The 21,522-nt window shown below is 65.7% G+C and carries 16 protein-coding genes; all 16 read right to left on the bottom strand.

What is annotated here, in order from left to right; all coding sequences use genetic code 11:
* Nucleotides 1-11: 11 nt before the first annotated feature.
* Nucleotides 12-1,814, bottom strand: a complete 1,803-nt coding sequence (locus tag DWA33_RS06380; RefSeq protein WP_114357252.1) for a thiamine pyrophosphate-binding protein — start codon at nt 1,812-1,814, stop codon at nt 12-14.
* A gap of 22 nt (nt 1,815-1,836) precedes the next feature.
* A complete protein-coding gene (locus DWA33_RS06375; protein ID WP_114357251.1) occupies nt 1,837-2,643 on the bottom strand; it encodes an SDR family NAD(P)-dependent oxidoreductase in 807 nt (268 codons plus the stop codon).
* A complete protein-coding gene (locus DWA33_RS06370; protein ID WP_114357250.1) occupies nt 2,640-3,569 on the bottom strand; it encodes a nucleotidyltransferase family protein in 930 nt (309 codons plus the stop codon). The genes DWA33_RS06375 and DWA33_RS06370 overlap by 4 nt, the downstream gene beginning before the upstream one ends.
* Nucleotides 3,566-5,050, bottom strand: coding sequence for a PfkB family carbohydrate kinase (locus tag DWA33_RS06365; RefSeq protein WP_114357291.1), 1,485 nt, complete (start codon nt 5,048-5,050; stop codon nt 3,566-3,568). The genes DWA33_RS06370 and DWA33_RS06365 overlap by 4 nt, the downstream gene beginning before the upstream one ends.
* Nucleotides 5,051-5,055: 5 nt before the next feature.
* Nucleotides 5,056-6,111 carry a zinc-binding dehydrogenase gene (locus DWA33_RS06360; protein ID WP_114357249.1) on the bottom strand — a complete coding sequence of 352 codons (1,056 nt, stop codon included), beginning with the start codon at nt 6,109-6,111 and terminating at the stop codon, nt 5,056-5,058.
* A 150-nt stretch (nt 6,112-6,261) separates the two neighbouring features.
* A complete protein-coding gene (locus DWA33_RS06355) occupies nt 6,262-7,314 on the bottom strand; it encodes an alpha-ketoacid dehydrogenase subunit beta (protein WP_114357248.1) in 1,053 nt (350 codons plus the stop codon).
* A gap of 10 nt (nt 7,315-7,324) precedes the next feature.
* Complete coding sequence (locus tag DWA33_RS06350) at nt 7,325-8,302, bottom strand: thiamine pyrophosphate-dependent dehydrogenase E1 component subunit alpha (RefSeq protein WP_114357247.1); 978 nt, start codon at nt 8,300-8,302, stop codon at nt 7,325-7,327.
* Entirely contained in the window at nt 8,299-8,958 is a 660-nt protein-coding gene (locus tag DWA33_RS06345; RefSeq protein WP_114357246.1) for a class I SAM-dependent methyltransferase, read from the bottom strand. The genes DWA33_RS06350 and DWA33_RS06345 overlap by 4 nt, the downstream gene beginning before the upstream one ends.
* A gap of 8 nt (nt 8,959-8,966) precedes the next feature.
* Nucleotides 8,967-10,004, bottom strand: coding sequence for a GDP-mannose 4,6-dehydratase (locus DWA33_RS06340; protein WP_114357245.1), 1,038 nt, complete (start codon nt 10,002-10,004; stop codon nt 8,967-8,969).
* The gene (locus DWA33_RS06335; RefSeq protein WP_114357244.1) at nt 10,001-10,939 is read right to left on the bottom strand and encodes an NAD-dependent epimerase/dehydratase family protein; all 939 of its coding nucleotides are present in this window, start codon (nt 10,937-10,939) and stop codon (nt 10,001-10,003) included. The genes DWA33_RS06340 and DWA33_RS06335 overlap by 4 nt, the downstream gene beginning before the upstream one ends.
* Nucleotides 10,940-11,078: 139 nt before the next feature.
* Nucleotides 11,079-11,747 (bottom strand): SIS domain-containing protein, encoded by a 669-nt coding sequence (locus tag DWA33_RS06330; RefSeq protein WP_114357290.1) that lies wholly within the window; start codon nt 11,745-11,747, stop codon nt 11,079-11,081.
* Nucleotides 11,748-11,873: 126 nt separating this feature from the next.
* Nucleotides 11,874-12,806, bottom strand: coding sequence for an FkbM family methyltransferase (locus tag DWA33_RS06325; protein ID WP_114357243.1), 933 nt, complete (start codon nt 12,804-12,806; stop codon nt 11,874-11,876).
* Nucleotides 12,807-12,958: 152 nt separating this feature from the next.
* Complete coding sequence (locus DWA33_RS06320) at nt 12,959-15,637, bottom strand: DUF1522 domain-containing protein (protein ID WP_114357242.1); 2,679 nt, start codon at nt 15,635-15,637, stop codon at nt 12,959-12,961.
* Between the two features lie 306 nt (nt 15,638-15,943).
* The gene (locus tag DWA33_RS06315) at nt 15,944-17,551 is read right to left on the bottom strand and encodes a flagellin (RefSeq protein ID WP_114357241.1); all 1,608 of its coding nucleotides are present in this window, start codon (nt 17,549-17,551) and stop codon (nt 15,944-15,946) included.
* An 8-nt stretch (nt 17,552-17,559) separates the two neighbouring features.
* The gene (gene flgK, locus DWA33_RS06310) at nt 17,560-19,431 is read right to left on the bottom strand and encodes a flagellar hook-associated protein FlgK (RefSeq protein WP_114357240.1); all 1,872 of its coding nucleotides are present in this window, start codon (nt 19,429-19,431) and stop codon (nt 17,560-17,562) included.
* A gap of 40 nt (nt 19,432-19,471) precedes the next feature.
* Nucleotides 19,472-21,322 (bottom strand): flagellar hook-basal body complex protein, encoded by a 1,851-nt coding sequence (locus DWA33_RS06305; RefSeq protein WP_114357239.1) that lies wholly within the window; start codon nt 21,320-21,322, stop codon nt 19,472-19,474.
* Between the last annotated feature and the right edge of the window lie 200 nt (nt 21,323-21,522).

Here is a 21,522-nt window from a genome sequence, read left to right as displayed (position 1 = left end):
CCCTTCCCCCGCTACACGCCGGCGCCGCCGCTGTGCTTCGGCGCAGCACCAGCGACGAACGGCGCGATCAGCATCTCGCGTTGGATCAGTTCGTCGTCGATCGCCGGCAACTGGCTTTCCAGCGGCGCGCCGAACTTCAGCACCGGGTACAGCTTCTGCCCGGGGTTGATCTCGACATTGCAGAACACCGGCCCCTTCCGGGCATAGACGTCGCGGAGCTGGCCGGCGATGTCGGTGCTGCGGCTGATCGTGACTACCGGCAGGTCCATCGCCTCGGCAACTTTACGGAAGTCCACGAACGACAATCCGCTCGGCGCATCGACGCCGACATAGTGGCCGTCGAGCCAGGTCTCCAGCGTCTGCTTCTGGATGCCGTGGCCGTGATTGTTGAACAGCATCAGCCGCACCGGCAGTTGGTGCCGCTTCAGCAGCGCCAGTTCGCCGAGTGACAGCATCAGGCCGCCGTCGCCGATGATGCAGGTGACGCCGCCTTTCGCCTGTACCGCGGCGCCGATCGACGCCGCCAGCGCGTAGCCCATCGCGGTGTTGTTCCAGTCCGAGATCAGTCGCTGGCCGCGCTTGATGCGGAAGCCGTTGCAGGTCCAGGTCAGGTTGCCGCCGGTGTCGACATAGAGCAGTTCATCGGCGGGCGCAGCGTCGCTCAACTTGTCGATGAAGTCGTAGGCGTCGACGAAACCGGCATTGTCGGGCGCGGGGCCGGGCCGATCGTCCGGCAACGTGCTGCGCCAATGCGCGATTGTACTCAGCCACGCGTCGCGCGGCGGCGCCGCCTCGATCGCGGCGAGCAGCTTCGGCACGAAGTCATCGAGCCGCGCCGCGATCCGCGTCGCGATGCGAATGCCGCGGTCGTCGAACTTGTCCATCTCGCCGCGGCTGGCGTCGACCATCACGATCGTCGCCTCGCGCGCGAACGACGGCAGAATGCCGCCGGTGACGTTCTGCGACAGCCGGCTGCCGAGGCACAGGATCAGGTCGGCGTTCTGCACCGTGAAGTTGCCGAGCCGCGGCCCGTAAACCCCGAACGGCCCGACCCGCAGCGGATGGTCGGCTGCGATCAGATCGGTCGCCGCCCAGGTGGTCAGCACCGGCATGCCGAGGCGGTCGACGAGCTGATCCAGCATCGACCCGATCCGCGGCGTCGACAGCCCGCCGCCGAGCACCAGCACCGGCCGTTTGGCCCGCGCGATCAGCGGCAGCAGCGCCGCGACCGCGGCGTCGAGATCGTTCGATCCAGCCTCCGGCTCCGGCGTGAAGGCCGGCAACGCGTCGGGATCGATCTCGGCGCGTTGCAGATCGTCCGGCAGATCGATCAGCACCGAACCGGGCCGGCCTTCGAATGCGAGGTGGAACGCCTTCTCCAGATGATAGCGGATGGTGGTGGGATCGGAGATCTGCACCGCGTATTTGGTCACCGTGGCGAAGATCGAGGTGACGTCGGTTTCCTGAAAACCGAGCTGGCGGATCTGATTCTTGCCCTTCAGCCGATGGGTGGCGACCTGCCCGGTGATCATCAGCGTCGGCACCGAGTCGTAATACGCGCAGCACACCCCGGTCAGCAGGTTGGTGGCGCCCGGACCCGAGGTGGTGATGGCGACGCCGAGCTTGCCGGTGGCGCGCGCATAGCCGTCGGCGGCGATCGCAGCCGCCTGCTCGTGCTGCGGGAAGATCGGCGTGACATCCGGATGGCGCTGGGCGGAATCGAACATGTGCACCGCGGCGCCGCCGGAAATGCCGAACACATGGGTGACGCCGCGCCGCGCCAGAAAATCGATGACGTAATCGGAGAGCTTCACGCTTGTCCTCCTCGCGCGCCGATCAATTGCCGTGCCGGCGCAGCTTGTAGATGTTCGGATCGGCGGCGAGCCGTTCGGTCAGCGCTGCGCCGCCGTCCCGCCAGGCATCGTGCACCACCGAGAAATTGCGCCCGCCGGTCGCGGCGCGGCCGGCATCGAACGCCCATTCGATGCAGCCGAAGATGTCTTCGTAGGACGTGCCCTGCGCGCCGCTGTCGAGGAATTCGAGGGTGCGGCGCAGATTGACGCCGGCGTCGTCGCCGGCCTCCACGGTCTGGCGATGGATCTTGGTGTTGACCCAGCCGGTGCCGACCGCGATCGCGTGCACGTCTTGGTACTCGTCGTCGAGCAGCTCGCACAGCTTGACCAGCATCACCTTGCCGAGGCAATAGGCCGAGTAGTTGCGGAACGCGCCATTGATGCCGCCGCCGACCAGGAACGCGACTTTGGTGATCGCCCCCTGCGCGCGATGCGGATACAGCGCGTGCAGCAGCCGGATCTGCGCCACCGAATTCAGCGACAGCGACGCCGCCCAATCCTCGAAATCGCGCCCGAAGAAATCGCCGATCGGCGACAGTTGCCCGGCGGCACTGATCAGCCGCTCCCACGGCTTGCCGAGCGCCGCGATCTCCGCCGCCGCTTTGCTGACGCTGCCGGGGTCGGTCAGATCGCAATGCACCAGATGAATGCCGGCATCAGCCTGCAGCTCGCTCAAATTCTCACTCGACCGATAGGTGCCGATGACGTCGCAGCCCTGCGCGCGATAGAGCCGCGCCAGCCTGACGCCGATGTCACTGGAGATCGCCGCGATGACGACGCTGCCGCTCATCGCTGACCTCCATAGGTCTTTGCCGCAGCCTGGGCGAAAGCTCTGGCTAGAGCGCCGCTATTGTCGGTCATCAGGCCATACCAGGGATCGTCGTTATTGGTCTCCGTCATTGCGAGCCGAATGCGAAGCAATCCAGAGGCGCCATGCGCGGGGCTGGATTGCGTTGTCGGCGGCGCCTCCTTGCAATGACGGGAAGAGGCTTCAAACTGAATAGCCGCAAGCGGAAAATCGAGCTGCGCCAGCGCCAGGCTGGAGGGATTGCCGATGTCGCGGTGATAGCTGCCGTTGTGGAACGAGAAGATCCGGCCCATGAACACCGGCAGCACTTCGGTCGAGAAATCGACCACCGGCTTGCCGAGCGAGGCGATGAAGGCGATCACCTCGGGCTCGACGAGATAAACCGCGGCGTTGGCGAGGTTGCCCTTGGGATGCTGCGGCTTCTCGTCCATCTCCAGCACGCGGCCGGCGGAATCGAGCGTGAGGATGCCGCAGCTCTGCGGATGATCGGTGACGAAACTCATCATCGTCATCGCGCAATCCCGCGGTCGCTGCGCATGGGCGGCGAGGAAGGCGCGCGGATCGAACAGGCTGAGATTGTCGGCATGGGCGAACAGCGTCGGGCCGTCCATGAAGCGCTCGCGATGCCGCAGCAGCGTGCCGGCGGTGCCGAGCAGCGTGTCCTCGGGCGCGAGGATCACCCACCCCGACCATGGGCTGCGGCGGATGTACTCGCTCACCAGCTCCGCATGGTGATGCAGATTGACGACGACCTCGGAGAAGCCGGCCTCGCTCAGCATCTGCAGCCACAGCCCGAGCAGCGGGCGGCCTGCGATCGGCATCAGGCATTTCGGCAGCACGTCGGTGAGCGGCGCGAGCCGCGTGCCGAGACCAGCCGCGACCAGCAGCGCCTTGGCACTCCCGCTCACGTGTCGAGCTCCCGGATAATGTCGCGCGCCGTGACCGGGATGTTGCCGATCCGGCCGACCTGACAGGCGGCGGCGATCGAGGCGAGATAGGCGCTGCGCCAGATGTCGGTGCCGATCGCCAGCGCCAGCGCGGCACAGACGAAGAACGAGTCGCCGGCGCCGGCAGCATCCTTCGGGGCGGTGTTGAACGCCGGCAGCCGGTCGGTCACCACCGTGCCGGCGCTGCCGGTTTCGGCGTGCACCAACAAGCCCTCGGCCGCCAGCGTCAGGATCACGTTCTTGGCCCGCGCCTTTTCCCGCAACGCTTCGACCAGCACGACCAGACCGGAATCGAAATCGCGCATCGCCAGCCGCGCCTCGCGCTCGGTCGGCTTGATCAGCAGCATCTCGGTGAAGCGCGAGATGTCGCCGACCTGCGACGACGACTGGCTGTCGGCCACCATCGGGACGCCGCGGGCGCGGCACGCCTGCCCGACCGCCTCGACCAGCCGGGTCGGCAGACATCCGTAGTTGAAATCCGAGAACACCACGAGATCAGTCGTCGGCAGCCGATGCTCGATCGTCTCCAGCATCCGTGTCTGCAGATCGGCATCGACATCGTGCTGCTTGAGATGGCTGACGCGCAGCAGCGTCTTGTTGCCGGCGCGGAACCGCTGCTTGGTGGTGGTGGGCCGGCTCTCGTCGGTGAGGATGGTGGCGTCGACATTGTACGACGCCAGCCGCTCGCGGGCGAAATCCGCCATCGCGTCGCCGCCGCCGACAGTGAGCAGACCGACCTGCGCGCCCATGCCGGCAGCATGACCGGCGACGATCCCGGCACCGCCGACGAACAGCTCGCGCAGCACCGGGGTCACCACGATGGTCGGATCTTCCTGCGACAGGCCGAGCGGATCGCAGGCGATGTATTCGTCGACGATCAGGTCGCCGATCACCAGCACCCGCAGCTTCGGAAATCCCGCCAGCACGCTCTTCAGCTCGAGCGGTTCGAAGCGATGCCGCCGCGGATAGTCGAGCGGCTTGACGATCGACGACGGGTTGAACTCGCGGAACTCGCGCTTGATCAGATCGAGCGACGAAAATGCGACTTCGCCGGAGGAGAACACCAGCCGGCCGCCATAGCCGTCGAGCACCGCCTTCTCCGGATTGTCGGCGCCCTCGTGCTCCTTGCCTTTGACCACCACGCTCGGCTGCAGCGCCGCGATGAAGTCCTCCGGCGCGTCGTGCAGCAGGAAAGCGTGATCGACCACGCCGATCGCGCGCACGCCTTCGAGCCGCAGCTCGGCCGGCAGCATCCAGTCGTAGCCGGGATCGGCGGTGACGCCGACCACGAGATAGTCGCCGCAGTCGGCGGCGAATTTCAGAAGCCGCAGATGGCCGGGGTGGACGATGTTGAAATTGCCCGACACGAACACGATGCTGCGGCGACGCCCGGCTTTCTTCCGGATCTCCGCGAGCGTGGTGCCGGTCTCGGGATGCAGCATCGTCGTCACCTCAGCGACGGGTCGATTTCGATCAGCGGGCGCACGCTGCGGCGATGTTCGAGATCGTCCAGCGCCTCGTTGATCTCGTCGAGCGTGTAGCGCCGGGCGAACATCGCATCGAGCGGCAGCTTGCCGTCGCGATACAGTCCCGCCAGCAAGGCGATGTCGCGCTCCGGCTTGGCATCGCCGCCCCAGGTGCCGAGGATACGCTTGCCGCAGATCAGCTCGAACGGATCGAGCGCAATCTTCTCGCCGCTGCGCGGATGCGAGGCGAACACGCACAGCCCGCCGAACCGCCGGGTGGCGTCGAACGCCTGCTCGATCACGCGGGTGAGGCCGGCGGATTCGATCGCGATGTCGACGCCGATCCCGCCGGTGAGCTTGCGGATCTCCTCGACCGGGTCGGTGCGCGAGGCGTCGATCACGGTCGTCGCGCCGAACTCGGTCGCCATCTTCAGCTTGGCGGCTTCGACATCGACCGCAATCACCTGCTTGCAGGCGAACAGCTTGCAGGCCATCAGCGCCGCGAGCCCGATGCCGCCGAGACCGAACACCGCCAGCGTCGAACCGGGCTGCGGCTTTGCGATGTTGATGACGATGCCGGCGCCGACCGGCAGCGCGCAGCCGAACAGCACCGCGGCGTCCATCGGCAGCCCGGCCGGCAGCGGCGTGAGGCGGTTCTCCGCGGCCACGGCGTATTCGTTGAAGGTGGTGACGGCGCCGGCGTTGATGATGCGCTCGCCGCTTGCGTAGCGCACGCCCTGGGTGTCGGCGCCCTGCCCCTTGATCCAGCCGAGAATAACGCGGTCGCCGCGCGCGACCTTGGTGACGCCCGCGCCGATCTCGACGACGACGCCCGAGCCTTCGTGGCCCATCATGTGCGGCAGATAGCGATCCGGCCCGCGCCCGCCGCGCGCTTCCATCAGCTGGCTGTGGCAGACTCCGGAGTACGCCAGCTTGACCAGCACCTGTCCGGCCGCGAGCGCCGGCGCCTCCACGGTCTCGATCGAGAGCGGCTGGTTCAGCTCGGTCAGCACCGCGGCGCGGAAGGTCACGGACATGACGGCCTCCACCTATTCGAGTCCCGCCCTCGCCCCGTCATTGCGAGCGGAGCGAAGCAATCCAGGAGCACGGTGCACCGAGTTCCTGGATTGCTTCGTCGGCTTCGCCTCCTCGCAATGACGTGGAAAGTCTGTGCCATCATCGCTCCCTCAGAACGGTCCCGAAAACCAGTTGCCCGGCACGTCGTGCGGGAACTGGCGTTGGGCGACCAGCGAGGCGGTTTCGACCTCGCGGCCGAGCATCCGGCCGACGGCCTCGGCGATGTGTTCGGCGCGGACGTGATAATTCTTGGTCAGCGCCGGGCTGGTCGCTTCCGGCACGTCCGGCGCGGCGAGCCGCTGCGGCGCGCATTTCAGGCTGGCGAAGTGGTCGGTCGCGATCCGGGCCACGATCTCGCCGGCAATGCCGCCGGTCAGATGGCCGCTGTCGAGCGCCAGCAGCCGGCCGGTCTTCTGCACCGAGGCGATCACTGTGGGCCAGTCCAGCGGGCGGATACTGCGCAGGTCGATCAGCTCGCAGGCGATGCTTTGCGCGGCGAGATGATCGACCGCGTGCAACGCCTCGACCGTCATGTAGCTCATCGCCACGATGGTCACCGCATCGCCCTGGCGCACCACGCGCGCCTTGCCCAGAGGCTCGCGCACGTCGCCGGCCGGCACCTCGCCCTGCATGTTGTGCAGCCAGCGATGCTCGAGAAATATCACCGGGTCGTCGTCGAAGATCGATCCGAGCAGCAGCGTCTTGGCGTCCTCCGCGGTGGTCGGCATCACCACTTTCAAGCCGGGAATATGCGCGAACCAGGATTGCAGGCTCTGCGAATGCGTCGGGCCCTGCCCCCAGCCGCGGCCGATGATCATCCGGATGGTGATCGGCACGCCGCGCTTGCCGCCGAACATGAAACGCCATTTCGCGGCGTTGTTGACCAGCTGATCGAGCGACAGCAGCGCAAAGTCGAGCCGCTGATGCGTCAGCACCGGCCGCATCCCGTTGAGCGCCGCGCCGATCGCAAAGCCGGTCATCGCCGCTTCCGAGGTCGGCATGTCGAATACGCGGTGCGAGCCGAACTCTTTGTGCAGATCGAGCGTGGTGCCGAACACGCCCTTGGGGTCGTCGGTGCCGAGCCCGAAGCAGATCACGTTCGGATCGGCCGTAAGCGCGGTGGCGAGCCCATCCCGGATCGCGGCGGCGAAGCTCGTTGCCATTCCGCCCTCCTCAGCCTGCGGTCGACGCATAGACGTCGGTGAAGGCGTCTTCGGGCGGCGGGAACGGCGAGCTTTCGGCGAAGGCGAACGCCTCCTCGATCTCGGCATCGATTTCCGCCTGCATGTCGGCGACATCGGCCTCGGTCACGATGGCTTCGGTGATCAGCGCGCGCTGCAGCGCCGGCACCGGATCGCGCAGCTTCCACGCCTCGTATTCAGCCGCCGAGCGATAGCCGATGTCGTTGTCGTAGTTCGGCCCGCAATGCTCGCGCCAGCGATAGGTCTCGAACTCGTAGAACCGCGGCCCCTCGCCGGCGCGGATTGCCGCCACGCCTTCGCTCAGCGCCGCAACCACCGCACGGGCATCATTGCCGTCGCCGTGATGCGTCTCGAGGCCGAAGCCGGCGACCAGCTCGTGCAGCTTGCGGCCGGGCGGCTGCCGCACCCTCAGCGGCGAATACACCGAGTAGCCGTTGTTCTCGCAGAGGAACAGCACGGGCAGTTGTTTCACCACCGCGAAGTTCACCGACTCGAAGAACACGCCGGTCTCCGGCACCGCGTCGCCGAGGAACACACAGGAAATCTGATCGGTGCTGTTCAGCTTCATCGGATAGGACAGCCCGACGCCGACCGGCACCGTGCCGCCGACGATCGCGGTCGAGCCCATGAAGCCGACGCTCTCGTCGATCAGATGCATCGAGCCGCCCTTGCCGCGGGCACAGCCGGTGACCTTGCCGTAGATCTCGGCGATCATCGCCTTCAGCGATCCGCCTTTGGCGAGATAATGCGCGTGAGCGCGATGGCCGCTCACCGCGAGATCGGTCGGCCTCAGCACCGCACCAGCGGCCGCGGCGACCGCCTCCTGCCCGACCGACAGATGCGTCGGGCAGCGCATCTTCTGCTCGCCGTAACGTGCCGCGATGGTCTCCTCCACGCTGCGGATCCGCAGCATGTCGAACAGCAGGCGGCGCGACGTCTCGGGATTCATGGGATGAACCAGTAGTAGTCGCCGGTGTAGCCGACTTGCGCGAAGAACGCCTTCCACTCGTCGACATGCATGATGGTCTGCGCGGTCAGATTCCACGCCATCATCCGCCGCTTCTCCTCGTCGTCACGATAGGCGTCGACGGTGATGAACGCGCCTTTGCGCGCCACCCGCTCGATCTCGCGCAGCGCGGTCGCGCAGTCGTCACGGACGAGGTTATGCACGGTGTTGATCGAGATCACCACGTCGAACGATTTGTCCGGGAACGGCAGCTTCGTCGCACTGGCGACGGAAAGATGCGGCTTCATGTCGTCGATCGCATGCGCGATGGCGTAGTCCGACACGTCGACACCCTTCACGGTGATGCCGGGGATCAGCTCGGCCATGTCGTGCAGCATGAAGCCCTTGGCGCAGCCGACGTCGAGCACCGAGGACGAGGCGTCGAGCCCGAAATGCTGCTGGAAGGTCGGGATCACCGGCTGCCAGAACCGCGGCATGTAATTGAAGCCGCCGTAGCCGTGGCGGCGGTCGCCGTCGAAGAACTCCTTGCCGAATTTGCGCGCGATCGCGCGATCCTCTTCGGACTTGGTCTGGCCGCGCTCGTCGACGTTGCGCTTGGTGCGCGGATAATTGACGAGCAGATCGATTTCCTGACCCATCGCGATCCTCAAGGCTTGTGCGCGTAGTCGAACGGCTGGCTCTTCAGTTCCTCGAACCAGCGATCGATCCAGGCGATCGTTTGTTCGATACCCTGCTCCAGCGTGATCTGATCGCTCCAGCCGAGCTCGTTGCGGAGCTTGCTGCTGTCGAGCTTGTAGGCGGCGTCCTTGCCGAGCCGCTCGCCGACGATCTCGACCTGGTCCTCGAACCGTGCCCCCATCATCGTGCAGATCATCTCGACCAGCGCGCGGATGGTGACGATGCGGTCGGTGGAGATGTGATAGCTGTCGCCGAGCCTGCCGTTGCAGGCGATCCGCCGCGTGGCGTCGGCGACGTCGGCTGCGTGGATGAACGAGCGCTCCGATGTGCCGCCGCCGTGCAGTTGCAGCTTGCGGCCGAGCTTGATGAACAGGATGGTGCGCGGCACGATCCGGTACAGCCGCTGCCCCGGCCCATAGACGTTGGCGGCGCGGGTGAACAGCACGGGAAAGCCGTAGGCACGGAAATACGAGCGCAGGCTCATGTCGCCGGCCGCGCGCGACACCGCATAGGGCGTCGAGGGATCGAACACCGCATCCTCGGTGAGGGTGCCGGTGGCGTTGCCGTACACTTCCGGCGTGGTGACGTGAACGTAGCGCTCGAGGAAATCGCAAGCGCGCAAGCGCTCGTGCAGCCGCACCGTGGACACCACATTGGTCATGAACCAATGGTCCGGGTTGGCCCAGCTCTCACCGACCATGCTCTGAGCTGCGAAATTGATGATGCAGGGAAACCGCTCGGCGGTCACCAGCTGCATGATCGCATCGAGATCGTGGTTGAGGTCGAGCTTGTGAAACCGGAAACGATCGGCCTTCTTCCAGCGATACGGCAGGAATGCCGGGTGCGGCTCGTCGGAGCGGCTGATGCCGACGACCTCGGCGCCCTGGTCGAGCAGATAGCCGACCATCGACGCACCGGTGAACGAGTTCGAGCCGACCACCAGATATTTGTCGAAGCCCGCGCGGGCCATCGCACACGGCGCAGACGCGGGAACGATGCCGGTCACGCCTGCAGGCTCCGCTGCATCCAGCGCAGATTGTAGTGACGATCCTCGTTCTTCAATTCGCCGCGCTGGAATTTGACGATGATCTCGCGGATCGCGTCGTTCACCGTCTTCTTCGGTTTGAAGCCGGTCGCCAGCAGCTTGTCGGAATTGATCCGGTACGAGCGCGGATCGTTCGAGGCGGTGACGGTGATCTTGGTCGGCACCTGGGCGTCGACCATTTTGGCGATGTCCAGGATCGAGATGTTTTCGAACCCGGCATTGTAGATGCCGCGCAGTTCGGGCCGGTCGAGCAGCATCAGGTAAAGATCGGTGATGTCGTCGATATGGATGTTGGGGCGGACCTGATTGCCGCCGAACACGGTGATCTCGCCATTGGTCAGCGCCTGCATGGTCAGCATGTTGACCGAGACGTCGAGCCGCATCCGCGGCGACGGCCCGCACACCGTCGCCGGGCGGACGATCTGCACCGCCATGTCGCCTGCGTAGCTGAGCATCACCCGCTCGGCCACCATCTTGGTCTTGTTGTATTCGGAGATCGGCTCCAGCGTCAGGTCCTCGGTGACCTGCTCTTCGTCCTTGATGCCGTAGACGCTGCCGGACGAGGCGTAGACGAAGCGCTGGATCCCGGCGCGCGCGGCGCGGTCGGCGAGCTGCATGGTGGCGAGCGCGCTGATCTCCCAGGTCAGCTTGGGGTCGAGGTCGCCGCACGGATCGTTGGCGACCGAAGCGAGATGCACGATCGCGTCGATCCCGGAGAGATCGATCGAGCCCGTATCGCGAACGTCGCCGCGAACCACCGTCAGCTTCGGATGCGGCGGCAGATCGTTGCCGAACCACATGATGTCGAACGCCACCACGTCGTCGCCGCGCGCCAGCAGCTTCGGCACCAGCGTGGTCCCGACGTAGCCGCAGGCGCCGGTCACCAGGATCTTCATCGCGTCATTCCCACTGATCAGCCCGTCCCCGGCGCGACGCTTCGCAGCGCCGACGAATCACTTCAGCCCTGAATGCAAGAGATAAACGCATTTCCGCACGCCCTGATAGGGCCGCCCGGATCGGTCTCGTTTGGTCCGGTCAGCCGGCCGCCGGCAGCGGCACGCGCTGGCCGCAGGCGAAATCGAGGATGGCATGGCAGATCGTCAGATGGCCGAGCTCGACGAAACCGTATTGATCGGAGGCGAGGTAGAAATTGATGTCGCCCTCGCGGCGCAGCGGATTGTCCGCCGAAAATCCGCTCAGGGTGATCACCCGGCAGCCGCGGACACGGGCCGCAGCCACCGCGTTGAGGATGTTCGGCGAACGCCCGGACGAGGAGATCGCGATCAGCAGATCGCCGTCCTGCGCGAACAGCTCGATCTGCTTGGCGAACACCTGCTCGTAGCCGTAGTCGTTGCCGAGACAGGTCAGCATCGCGCCATCGTTGAGGCAGAGCGCGCGCATGCCGCCGTTCTTGGAATAGTCGGTGGCCATATGGCTGGCGATCGCGGCGCTGCCGCCATTGCCGATGAACATCAGCTTGCGGCCTTCGGCATGGACCTCGCGGGCCCAGGCGATCACCAGCGAGGCGGCGACTTCCTGCGCGAACGGCCGGCCTTCGCAATCGGAGGCCTGTGCGGCAGCGAGCGTCGCCCGAAGGTGATCGTAATAGCCGAGCATCTGTCGTTTCGACAGCAGCGGCGTCGCGGCGACATCCTCAGGGACGTCGTCGGGAACGGGGGCGGTGCTGTTACGCGACTGCGTCATCGGCGGCGTCCTCGGCATTCCGAGCCATCACGGTTGCGCGTGATTCGTTAGCAATGTGTAAATCATGGCCGGCCATCGCCGCGCGACCCGAGTCGCCTCGGAATACTACCTGGCAAGCGCGGATCATTATGACGGCGGCAGCCCGGGCATCGCATCCTTGGCGGTGAGGAACGCGCTGCCCTGCTTGTAGGAGGTCGGCAGGTCGGCCAGCGTCTCCGCCCGGCGCCAGCCGGTCTTCTGGGTGAACAGACGCACGCCGGCGTCGCGCGCATAGTCGAAGATCGCCGAAGCGTTGGCGTCGCTGCCGATCTCGAGCATGACGTCGATCGTCGCCCAGCGTTCGCGCGGCAGCGAGGTGATGATCACCGCCTCGTGGCCTTCGGCGTCGATCTTGGCGAAGTCCGCCGTTGCGGCAATGTCGTCAAAGGCGGCGAGCCGAACCTTGAAGCGATCGATCTCGCCGTAGGGATCGAGCTTGGCGCCGGCGATGTGGCTGCCGGTGGTGTTGCCGCGCAGCCGCAGGAATTCCGCCTCGCCGGCTCGCGCCGAGACCGCCGCCTCGTTGACGTGGACCGTGGTGATGCCGTTGGCACGCATGTTGGCCTGAAACAGCGCGACGTGCTCGGGGTCCGGTTCGTAGGTTTCGACCGCAAAGCCGCAGCGCGCCATCACCAGGCTGTGCAGGCCGATATTGCCGCCGATGTCGGCGACGCGGCGGTAGCGGCCGCGGTTCTGCCAGTAGAACGAAAACAGGATCAGTTCATCGAGCCCGAACAGGTCGAGCGAGTCCACCGCGCCCATCCGGTGATAGGGAAAGCTGATCGGCCCGAACGGGCCGAACGTCACGTCGCGGCCGCCGCGCGCGAACAGCGCCACCACGGCGCTGCGCGCCGCCGAGGACAGCGCGGTGTAGGCGGCTCCCCCCGGGGCGTGATGCCGCGCCAGTTCGGGCAGCGCGGCGATGATGTCGGCGAGGATACGGTCGGGACCCGGCGCATGCGGCGCCGGCGCGTCCGGAGGCGCGGCGTTTGTATCTGCCGTCGGGGCGATGTCGGTCATGCAACGGCGCCGTTTCTGGAACAACCCGAATCACCTGCACCTTACTGCATCCCTGCCCGCAACACGAACCTCGGGCCGGTCGCAGCCGGGCAGAAAAAAAGACGGCGGGGTCGCCCCCGCCGCCTTCAGTCGTTCGATCAGCTACGCTGCGATTAGCGGAGGAGCTGCAGCACGCTCTGCTGCGACTGGTTGGCCAGCGACAGCGCAGACACCGCGATCGACTGGCGGGTGGTCAGCGCCTGGCTGTTCGCCGCTTCCTCGTTGGTGTCGGCCAGCGTCAGGTTGGACGAGCCGGTCTGCAGCACCGCGATCAGGTTCTTGGAGAACTCCTGACGGGCCTGCACGATCGACAGGTTCGAACCGAACGCGGAGGCCTGCGAGCGGAGCGAGGTCGACGCCGTGCTCAGCTTGTCCAGGACCGCATTGGTGGCCTTGTTGTCGATGAAGTCGGTGCCCGAGGCCAGGGTCGACAGGCCGAGGCCGGTCGGGTTGAAGGTGACGCCCTGGATCGAGATCGTCGACTTGCCGGTTTCGTTGAACACCAGCTTCAGGGTGTCGCCGTTCAGCAGGTTGACACCGTTGAAGGAGGCATCCTGCGCCGTGGTCTTGATCTGCTCGAGCACGTCGTTGAACTGCTTGACCAGACCGGCGCGGGTGTTCTGGGCATTGACGTCCGCCACCGGTGCGGTCGGCACCGAGAAGGTCAGGGTCGTGGCCAGAGAGCCGCCGATCACGCCGCCGTCCGCGCCGCCCAGGGTGTGGGACGCGTAGTCGTTCGACGCAGCGATCGTCAGCTTGCCGGTGGCGTTGTCGATCGACGCGGTCATGTTGTTGGCGGCCAGCGCGGTGTTGAGCTGGGCCAGCGACTTGACGGTGCCGTTGGTGCCGTCACCCAGGGTGACGTTGACGCCCGCGCCGCCGTTGAACGACGTGAAGGTCAGCGTCTTGCCGTTCAGGCTGCCGGCGGCGGTGCCGCGGGCCGCGGTGAACGAGTCCGAGGTGCCGCTCGCGCCGGTGAGGCCGAGCGCCGACAGAGCGTTGCCGGAACCACCGCTGATGCTGAGATCGGAGGCGAGGCCGGTCGAGATCTTCAGCGAGCCGCTGGAGATCGTCGAGTTGGCGGTGCCCTGCGCGGTCGAGATCACCGCACCGGAGGCGCCGAGGGTCGCAGTCCGCACGCCGGTGGCGAGGTCGATCGCCTTCAGCACGTCGTCGAGGGTGCCCTTCTGCAGGTACACGGTCGAGTTGCCCGAGCCGTCGGTCTCGACGTTGCCGCTGATGCCGGTACGGCTCGCCGAGGCGGCCGGGGTGCCGGCGTTCGTGAACGTGATGGTCTTGCCGTTCACGTTGAGCGTCGAGCCGTCCTGGATCAGCGTGCCCAGCGTCGAAGCGCTGGTGGTGCGCTGCTTGGTCAGCGTCAGCGGGCCGGTACCGGAAGCGGTGGTCAGGCCGAGGTTCTTGAACAGATCGGTGAAGCCGGTGACGTTCAGGTCAGCGCCGGTCGAGCTGCGGATGGTGGTGACGCCGGCGGTGGAGGTGGACGCCGTCTGACCCGAGTTGGTGCTGATGGTGGCGACGCCGTTGGAGATCGACGCCGACTTGACGCCGTTCGCCAGGTCGATCGCGGTCAACAGATCACCCACCGTGGCGTTGGTGAAGTTGGTCTGGTTGCCGAGATAGATCGTCGAGTTGCCGTTGCCGTCGGTGCCGATGCGGCCGAGCACGCCGGTGCCGGACGCGATGTTGTTGCCCTGCGGCGCGTCGGCGGTCTTGAAGGTGATGGTCTTGCCGTTCACCGTCAGCTGGGTTCCGTCCGAGATCGACGTGCTGGTCAGGCCACCGTTGGTGTTGAACAGCTGCGTCGTGGACGAGATCTGCTGGGTCGAGGTCGCCGCCGCGGTGGTGTTGATGGTCTGCGCGGTCAGCCCGAGCTTGGTAAGCACGGTACCGCCGGAGTTGTCACCGATCGTCAGCGGGCTGTTGGTGCCGGTGTGCAAGGTGATCGCACCGGCAGTCACGGTCGAGGTCAAGCCGGTGTTGCCGTTGATCGTGTCGATGGTGTCGAGCAGCGAGTTGACGGTCTGGTCGATACCGATCGTGTAGTTGCCTTCGCTGTCCTTGCTGGCGGCGCCGGCGGTGGTGAAGGTGATGGTCTTGCCGTTGACGGTGATCGAGTCACCCGCAGCCGGACCGGTCGCCGTCGAGGTCGCACCGTTGGTCAGTTCGCTGATCAGGTTGGTGCCGGCCGCGGTCGCACCGGCGGTGCCGACCGTGAGCGCGCTGCCCGCCGCCGAGTTGTCGACGGCAGCCGCGACCACAACGGGAGTGCTGGGATCGGACGCGATGCTGACGATCGCGCCGCCGAGCGTGTCGGTCGAGGACGCCGCGGTGGTGCCGCCGGCGGTACCGTCGAAGATCACGTTCGAAGTCGCAACCGCGTTGCTGAAGCTCTGGGTGCCGCGCAGGTCGTCAGCGGTGGCGCCGGAGATGGTCGCCGACACGTTCGACTTGGTCGAATAGCCGGAGGTGGTCTGCAGAGCCTGGTTGGCGATCGACTTGGCGCTGTCGACCAGCTTGTTCAGCGAGGTGATGCCGGTGTTGGCGGCCTGCAGGATCTGCACGCCGTTGCCGATGCCGTCGAGCAGGTTGTTGATGTCGCTGGCGCGGCTGTCGAGCGAAGCGGCGGTGAAGAAGTTGGTCGGATTGTCGAGCGCCGTGTTCACCTTCTTGCCGGACGAGAGGCGGCTTTGGGTGGTGGCGAGCAAATCAGCCGTGGCCTGGAGCGACGAAAGATTCTGGCGAACGGCGTTGGATAGAACGATACCGGACATTTTGATGCTACCTTCCTGGTGTGCAAACGCGATCTTCTTGATCGGCCGCGGAACCTTGCCGGCGAGACTCTAAAATTGCGTAAAGGCAGAGAACCGGGTTTGACGGAAGGAAACGCCCGTAAAATCACTGGTTTGTGCAAGATGAGACGAGCGTCGGGACGCGACCCGAAGCCTCGCAAGACTACGTGGTTTGTCTGGATCTGTGAGCGTTTAGGATGACTTGGCTGCAGCTGCGACAGCTCAGCGGCGCGAAATAACACGCCGAGCGGCCGCCGGAGCAGCGGCCCCTCGTTCAGAGATAATTAACTAGAGAAACTTGACGAGGCTGAGCTGATAGAGTTTCGACGTCGTCTGATACGACGCCTGCAGCGCTGTCTGCAGCGCCAGGATTTTGGTCGCGACCTCGTCGTTGTTGATGCCTTCGATCGAACTCAGCATGGTCTGCGCCAGCGCCTTGCTCTGGACCTGCCGATTGCTGGTGGCCTTGATCGAGGCCTGGGCGCCGGCCAGTTCGGCCTGCATGTTCTGGATCGACTGCTCGCCCGGCACCACCGCGAGATTGGCGGCGACCCGCTGGTTCAACCCCGCGATCTTGCCGGAGCTGTAGGGATCGGTCGCCGAGGTCGTGACCGCTGCGAACACCGCCACGGTCTGCAACTGCTTGCGCAGCGCCTGTTCGTCGGCGCGGGCGCCGTATTGCACCGTGATGGCGTCGTCGATCTTGGCGACGGCGGTGCCGCGCGCCGGATCGCTCGCCGAGTCCGGCTCGCCATTGTACCAGAAGACGGTGTTGTCTTTGGTACCCGCGACCTGCGCGGTGGCGGCGCCGAACGGCGCGGTGCCGGCGACCCGGAGCGGCGGGGTGTTGTTGAAGAAATCGTTGCCGGCTTTGATGGCCGACGCCGCGGCCAGCGGACCGTTGGCCAGCTTCTTCACGGCCGCGGTCAGGGCCGTCTGCAGGTTGGTCGCGGTGACCGAGGACGACGGGGCGACCGGCGGCACTGCGGTCGGATCGCCTTGATCGATCGCGAAGCAATTGTCCGGCAGCGGCGTCTTCGAGGAAGCCGTCAGCGTGATGGTCTCCTGGGTGCCGTCCGGCAGGTCGAAGGTGAACTTGACCGCGTCGCCTTCGTTCGGGATCACGCCGTTGAGGTCGATTCCCATCGCCACCGGGTTCGGTGCCGCCGGCGGCGTGGTCGGCGGCGTCTCGGTCGGCTGGGTCACAGTCGCGCCGGCGATGGTGGTGGAAATCGCGTCGAGCTTCAGCCCGAACGGAGACGCCCCGATCGGATCGGGCAAGGCATATGGATTGGCGGCGAAATCCTCGCCGATCTGCACCGCGGTCGCGGTCGCGCCGGCAGAGACGATGGTACGGCCCATACCGGTCGTGCCGACGTCGGCGTCGTGGCGCTCGCTGATCACCTGTTTCAGCCCGGCGACCGCGGCACCGTTCCCGTTCATGATCTGGTCGGCGGCAGTCACCGGAGCGGTGTCGGTGACCCGGCCGCCGAACAGATAGCGGTCGCCGACCTGCGCGTTCAGCATGTCGACGGAGTCGAAGAAGTCGAGCGACGCAGTCTTTTGTCCCGGGGTCTGGCCGGTGTTGTCGAGCGTCGAGCCGGCACTCACCGCCGCGCCCTTCACCTCGCTGCTGATCTCGGCCATCCGCTGCAGCGACAGATTCGCCACGCTGATGCGGGTGGTGATGTTGGTCATCGTGTCGCTGTAGCTGGCGATGTTCGCCATCTGCGCCCGCAGGCCGATCGCCAGGCTGCGACCGGTGCCGTCGCCCGCATAGGTCTGCGAGACCCGGCCGGTGGCGAGCTGCTGGCTCAGCGTCTCGAGCTGGCTGCGCAGGTTGAGAATGGTGGAGCCGATATAGGAAGTACGCCCGCTTACACCGTCGATCGCCATGGCTCGCCTCAGATCGCCTGCATCAGGGACTGATACATCTGGTTGATAGTCGACATCACCCGCGCGTTCGCCGCGTAGGCGTTCTGCAACGACAACAGGTGCGCCATCTCTTCGTCCATGTTGACGCCGGAGGACGTGGAGAGCTTCTGCTGCAGGGTGTTGAGAACTACGTTCTGGCCCTCCGACAACTGCTTGGCGGCCGCGGCGTTGGAGCCCTGCTGGCTGACGAACTGCTGCAGATAGCTCTCCAGCGAGCCGTTGAACGGCGCAGAGTCGGAACCAATCCCGGTGCTCGCCGAGTAGTAGTACCGGCCGCTCATCAGCTGCTTGATCATGAAATCCGGACGCGCGGTATCCCCGGCGGCCGTCGTCGGCGAGGTGGAGTAGACCACCAGCTTGGAATTGTCCTTCACCAGGTCGGCATTGACGGAGATTCGCTGGGCGTAGCCGGTCATCTGATTGCCGGCGACGTTGAGCGCCCCGGAATAGGCAGAGCCGTTGTCGTTGAACAGCGGCACCTCGACGCTGCCGCCGGCCAGCCCTGTCACCGTGGTCGTGACGGACGCCGAGTTCACCGTCGAGAACCCGGCGTTGTCCAGCACGTCGATCGCCGGATAGGTCCCGGTGAACTGCAGGTTGCGGCCGTACAGCGCGGAATTGAGTTGAGAGACAACCGATCCCGACAGGCCGGAGAAGTCGATGCCGACGACGTAGTCGTTGGGGTCGTTGGTTGCGGTCTGCGGCAGAGGCAGCAGCGCGGGGTCGTCGACCCGAACCACCGTGACGGAACGCTTCTGCCCGGTGGCGGTGTCAGTATAGGCGATGTTGATCGTATTGCCGTTCTTCATGCCCGACAGGTCGAGCGAGAAGCCGGCCGACGCGCCGGACGTCACCGGCGTGCCGGCCGTGGTCTTGTCCGACAGCGAGCTGGACAGCGTTGCGGCGAACTGGTCGAGCTGGGTCTGCGCCGTGACCAGCGTATGGTCCCGCAATTCGACATAGGCGGCCATCTGGCCGGACTTCAGCGACGCGGTGAGATCGATCGACGATCCGCTGGCGTAGCTCACCGTGATCGAACCGAGTTCGCTGGTCAGGCTGTTCGACGACCAGGTGGTTCCGGGGTTGACCGTGCCCTGGGCATTGAACGATAGCGTCGCGGCTTCCATGCCGGCGAGTTGCACGCCCGACCCGGTGAACACCGAGACTTGGTTGGCGGCATTGGTCACGATGCGGATGTCCATCAGCTGCGAGAGCTGGTTGATCGCCTGATCGCGCTGGTCCAGCAGCGCCGCGGTCGCTGCGTCGGTCGAAGTGCCGCCCTGAGGATTGCTGCGAATCTGGGTGTTGATGGTGGCGATCTGTTTCAGCAGATTGTTCGCCGTTCCCACCGCGTCGGTCAGCCCAGCCTCGCAGCCGGAGCGCAGCGTCTGGATGCCGTTCGACATCGAGTTCAGGCCAGCCGCCAGCGCCTGGGCTGCGTTCAGCACCCCGATCCGCGCCGACGTGCTGTCGGGGCTGGTCGCCAGCGCCTGCATCGCCGTGGTCAGGGCGTTGAACGAACTCTCCAGAGTGCCGGTGGCGTTCGGGTCGCCGAACAGCCCCTGAAGCTGTCCGAGAAAGTCGGATCGAAGCGACGCGTAGGCGGCGCCCGAGATCTCGGTCCGGAGCTGCGCCAGCACATAGTCGTCGAGTTGGCGGTTGATGCCGTTGACCTGGACCCCGGTGCCGGTCTCGCCGGAGACGGTGACCGACTGATTGATCGTCTTGCGGACATAGCCCGGCGTCTCGGCGTTGGCGACGTTGGACGACACCAGCGAGATCGCCGACTGGTTCACCCGCAGGCCGGCCATTGCGATCGAAAGTGCGTCTCCGAGACTCATGACTGGTTACCCGGGTTCGAGGACGGCGCCGCGGAGCCGCTCAACGCATCACGTTGAGCAGGTCCTGCACCATGGTGTTGGCGGTGGTGATGACCTTGGTGTTGGCCGAGTACGCCTGCTGCGTGACGATCAGCTTGGTGAACTCGTCGGCGATGTCGGTGTTGGATGATTCCAGCGAAGCGCCGGAGATGCTGCCGCCTTTGCCGAACAGCGCCTCACCGGACTCGTTGGTGGTCTCGAACGCGCCGCCGTCGATGCGCTTCAGGAAGTTGGCGCCGTTGAAGGTGGCAACGCTGACCTCGGCGAGGTCGATGTTCCTGCCGTTGGAATAGGCGCCGACCACGCGACCTTCGTTGCTGACCGAAACGCTGACCAACTGTCCGGCGGCATAGCCGTCCTGCTTCAACTGGTTGACCTGGACGTTGCCGTTGCTGTCGGAGAACTGGGTCAGGCCGCCTGTTCCGATTGCCATGGTCAGGTTGCCGAGACTGATGCCGTTCACCGTGACGCCCGGCAACGTGACTTGGCCCACCACCGGCTGCATCTGGCCGGTGCTGCCGAAGGTGAAGTTGGTGCCGACGTTCACCCAGCTGACATCCGATCCGGTCGCGTTAGGATTGGTCTGATAGAACAGGTTCCAGGTATCGGTGCCGCCGACTGCCGCCGATGCCACCTTGGCCCAGCGGAACTGCAAGCTGACAGGAGCGCCGTTACCGTCATAGGCCGTCAGCGCGCCGCCCGCGATCGACTCGTCCAGGAAAGTCTGGTTGTCCGAGCCGATCACCACTCCCGTGCCGGCAGTGCCGCCGCCGCCGCGTAGCCCAGTGAGCGTCCCAGTGAAGCCGAGCGCGTTCCATGCGGTCGAACTCGACGACGTCAATTGAACGTCGTTGGCGAGGCCACTGTTGATGGTGACGACGCCGCTGGCGACGTTGGAGAGGTTCGGTGCGGCGTTGCCCGTCAGGCCGTCGATCGCGGCCAGCAGAGTCGAGATGCTGCCGCCGTTGAGATCGACATAGGCGGTGTCGGGAGCCGAACCGGCGCTGCCGCCGGCGCTGGAATCGTAGAACGCCACCGTCTTGTTGGTCGTGACGCCGCCCGTCGTGGTCTTCACCGTGATGGTATCGCTCGCGGTGAAGCCGGCTTGCAGCGAGTCGGTGCCGCTGGCGGATTTCAGCAAGGTGGCGCCGGTCACTGCCACCGCCGGAGTTTGGAAGTTGGTCCGCGCCGAGCCGAGAATGCTGGTGTTGGTATACGGAGCCGCAGGTGTTCCCAGCGGTCGCGGGTTGGACACGAAATCGGCCGGACGCAGCAATTCCGAGCCGACCACCGACTTGTTGGCCTTGGTCGTGAGCGGATAGCTGGCGAGGTTGGCGCGATAGTCGATCTTGGTGGTCGCTTGCGACGGCAGGAAGTCGTTCTGAAACTTCAGGATCTGCGGTACGCTGCCGGCCGGATTGCCAGTGCTCGGATCGATCGGCACGCCCTGCAGATAAAAGCCGGCTCCGTTCACCAGATAGCCGTTCTTGTCGAGCGAGAAGTCGCCGCGGCGGGTGTAGTTGTTGACGCCGGCGAAGATCGGGTTGTTGTCGGTGAACGAAGCGGGCTTCTGCACCACGAAGAAGCCTTCGCCGTTGATCGCCATATAGGTTCCCACCGCAGCCGACTGGACCGAGCCCGTGAGCGTATTGGTCAGCCGCGATTCGGCGTTCACCGAGCCGGCGAGCTGCTGATTGTTGCCCGTCCGTGGGATCAGGTCGAGGAACGAGGTGTCGATCCGCTTGAAGGCCGTGGTCTGCGAGTTCGCGATGTTTCCGGAGATGTTCTCCAGCGCGTAGGAATTGGCGCGCAGGCCCGCAACCGAGGTGGTGAGAGCGCCGAAAATACCCATTACTGACTTCTCCGGTTGCGGCCGCCCCGCGGCGGCTGGTGAGAGCGAAATTCGCACAAGCTTCGCAAGCGGCGTGCCAAAGAAAAAATTCTAACGATGTCATATGGTTGATCCGCATCGAGCGGATGCCGATCCAGGGCGGTTTTGCCGGGTCGGGCAACAATTGCCGAGATCAATCGGCAAACTCGCCCCTACCGGAA

This window comes from Rhodopseudomonas pentothenatexigens, from assembly GCF_900218015.1.
Classification (GTDB): Bacteria; Pseudomonadota; Alphaproteobacteria; order Rhizobiales; family Xanthobacteraceae; genus Rhodopseudomonas; species Rhodopseudomonas pentothenatexigens.
Note: the sequence above shows the minus strand (reverse complement) of the source record. Positions and strands in the feature narration are given on the sequence as shown.

Coding starts and splice junctions, on each gene's coding strand:
- DWA33_RS06375 (WP_114357251.1), bottom strand. CDS start 2,643: ATGAGCGGCAGCGTCGTCATCGCGGCGATCTCCAGTGACATCGGCGTC.
- DWA33_RS06365 (WP_114357291.1), bottom strand. CDS start 5,050: ATGCTGCATCCCGAGACCGGCACCACGCTCGCGGAGATCCGGAAGAAA.
- DWA33_RS06360 (WP_114357249.1), bottom strand. CDS start 6,111: ATGTCCGTGACCTTCCGCGCCGCGGTGCTGACCGAGCTGAACCAGCCG.
- DWA33_RS06355 (WP_114357248.1), bottom strand. CDS start 7,314: ATGGCAACGAGCTTCGCCGCCGCGATCCGGGATGGGCTCGCCACCGCG.
- DWA33_RS06350 (WP_114357247.1), bottom strand. CDS start 8,302: ATGAATCCCGAGACGTCGCGCCGCCTGCTGTTCGACATGCTGCGGATC.
- DWA33_RS06345 (WP_114357246.1), bottom strand. CDS start 8,958: ATGGGTCAGGAAATCGATCTGCTCGTCAATTATCCGCGCACCAAGCGC.
- DWA33_RS06335 (WP_114357244.1), bottom strand. CDS start 10,939: ATGAAGATCCTGGTGACCGGCGCCTGCGGCTACGTCGGGACCACGCTG.
- DWA33_RS06330 (WP_114357290.1), bottom strand. CDS start 11,747: ATGACGCAGTCGCGTAACAGCACCGCCCCCGTTCCCGACGACGTCCCT.
- DWA33_RS06325 (WP_114357243.1), bottom strand. CDS start 12,806: ATGACCGACATCGCCCCGACGGCAGATACAAACGCCGCGCCTCCGGAC.
- DWA33_RS06320 (WP_114357242.1), bottom strand. CDS start 15,637: ATGTCCGGTATCGTTCTATCCAACGCCGTTCGCCAGAATCTTTCGTCG.
- DWA33_RS06315 (WP_114357241.1), bottom strand. CDS start 17,551: ATGGCGATCGACGGTGTAAGCGGGCGTACTTCCTATATCGGCTCCACC.
- flgK (WP_114357240.1), bottom strand. CDS start 19,431: ATGAGTCTCGGAGACGCACTTTCGATCGCAATGGCCGGCCTGCGGGTG.
- DWA33_RS06305 (WP_114357239.1), bottom strand. CDS start 21,322: ATGGGTATTTTCGGCGCTCTCACCACCTCGGTTGCGGGCCTGCGCGCC.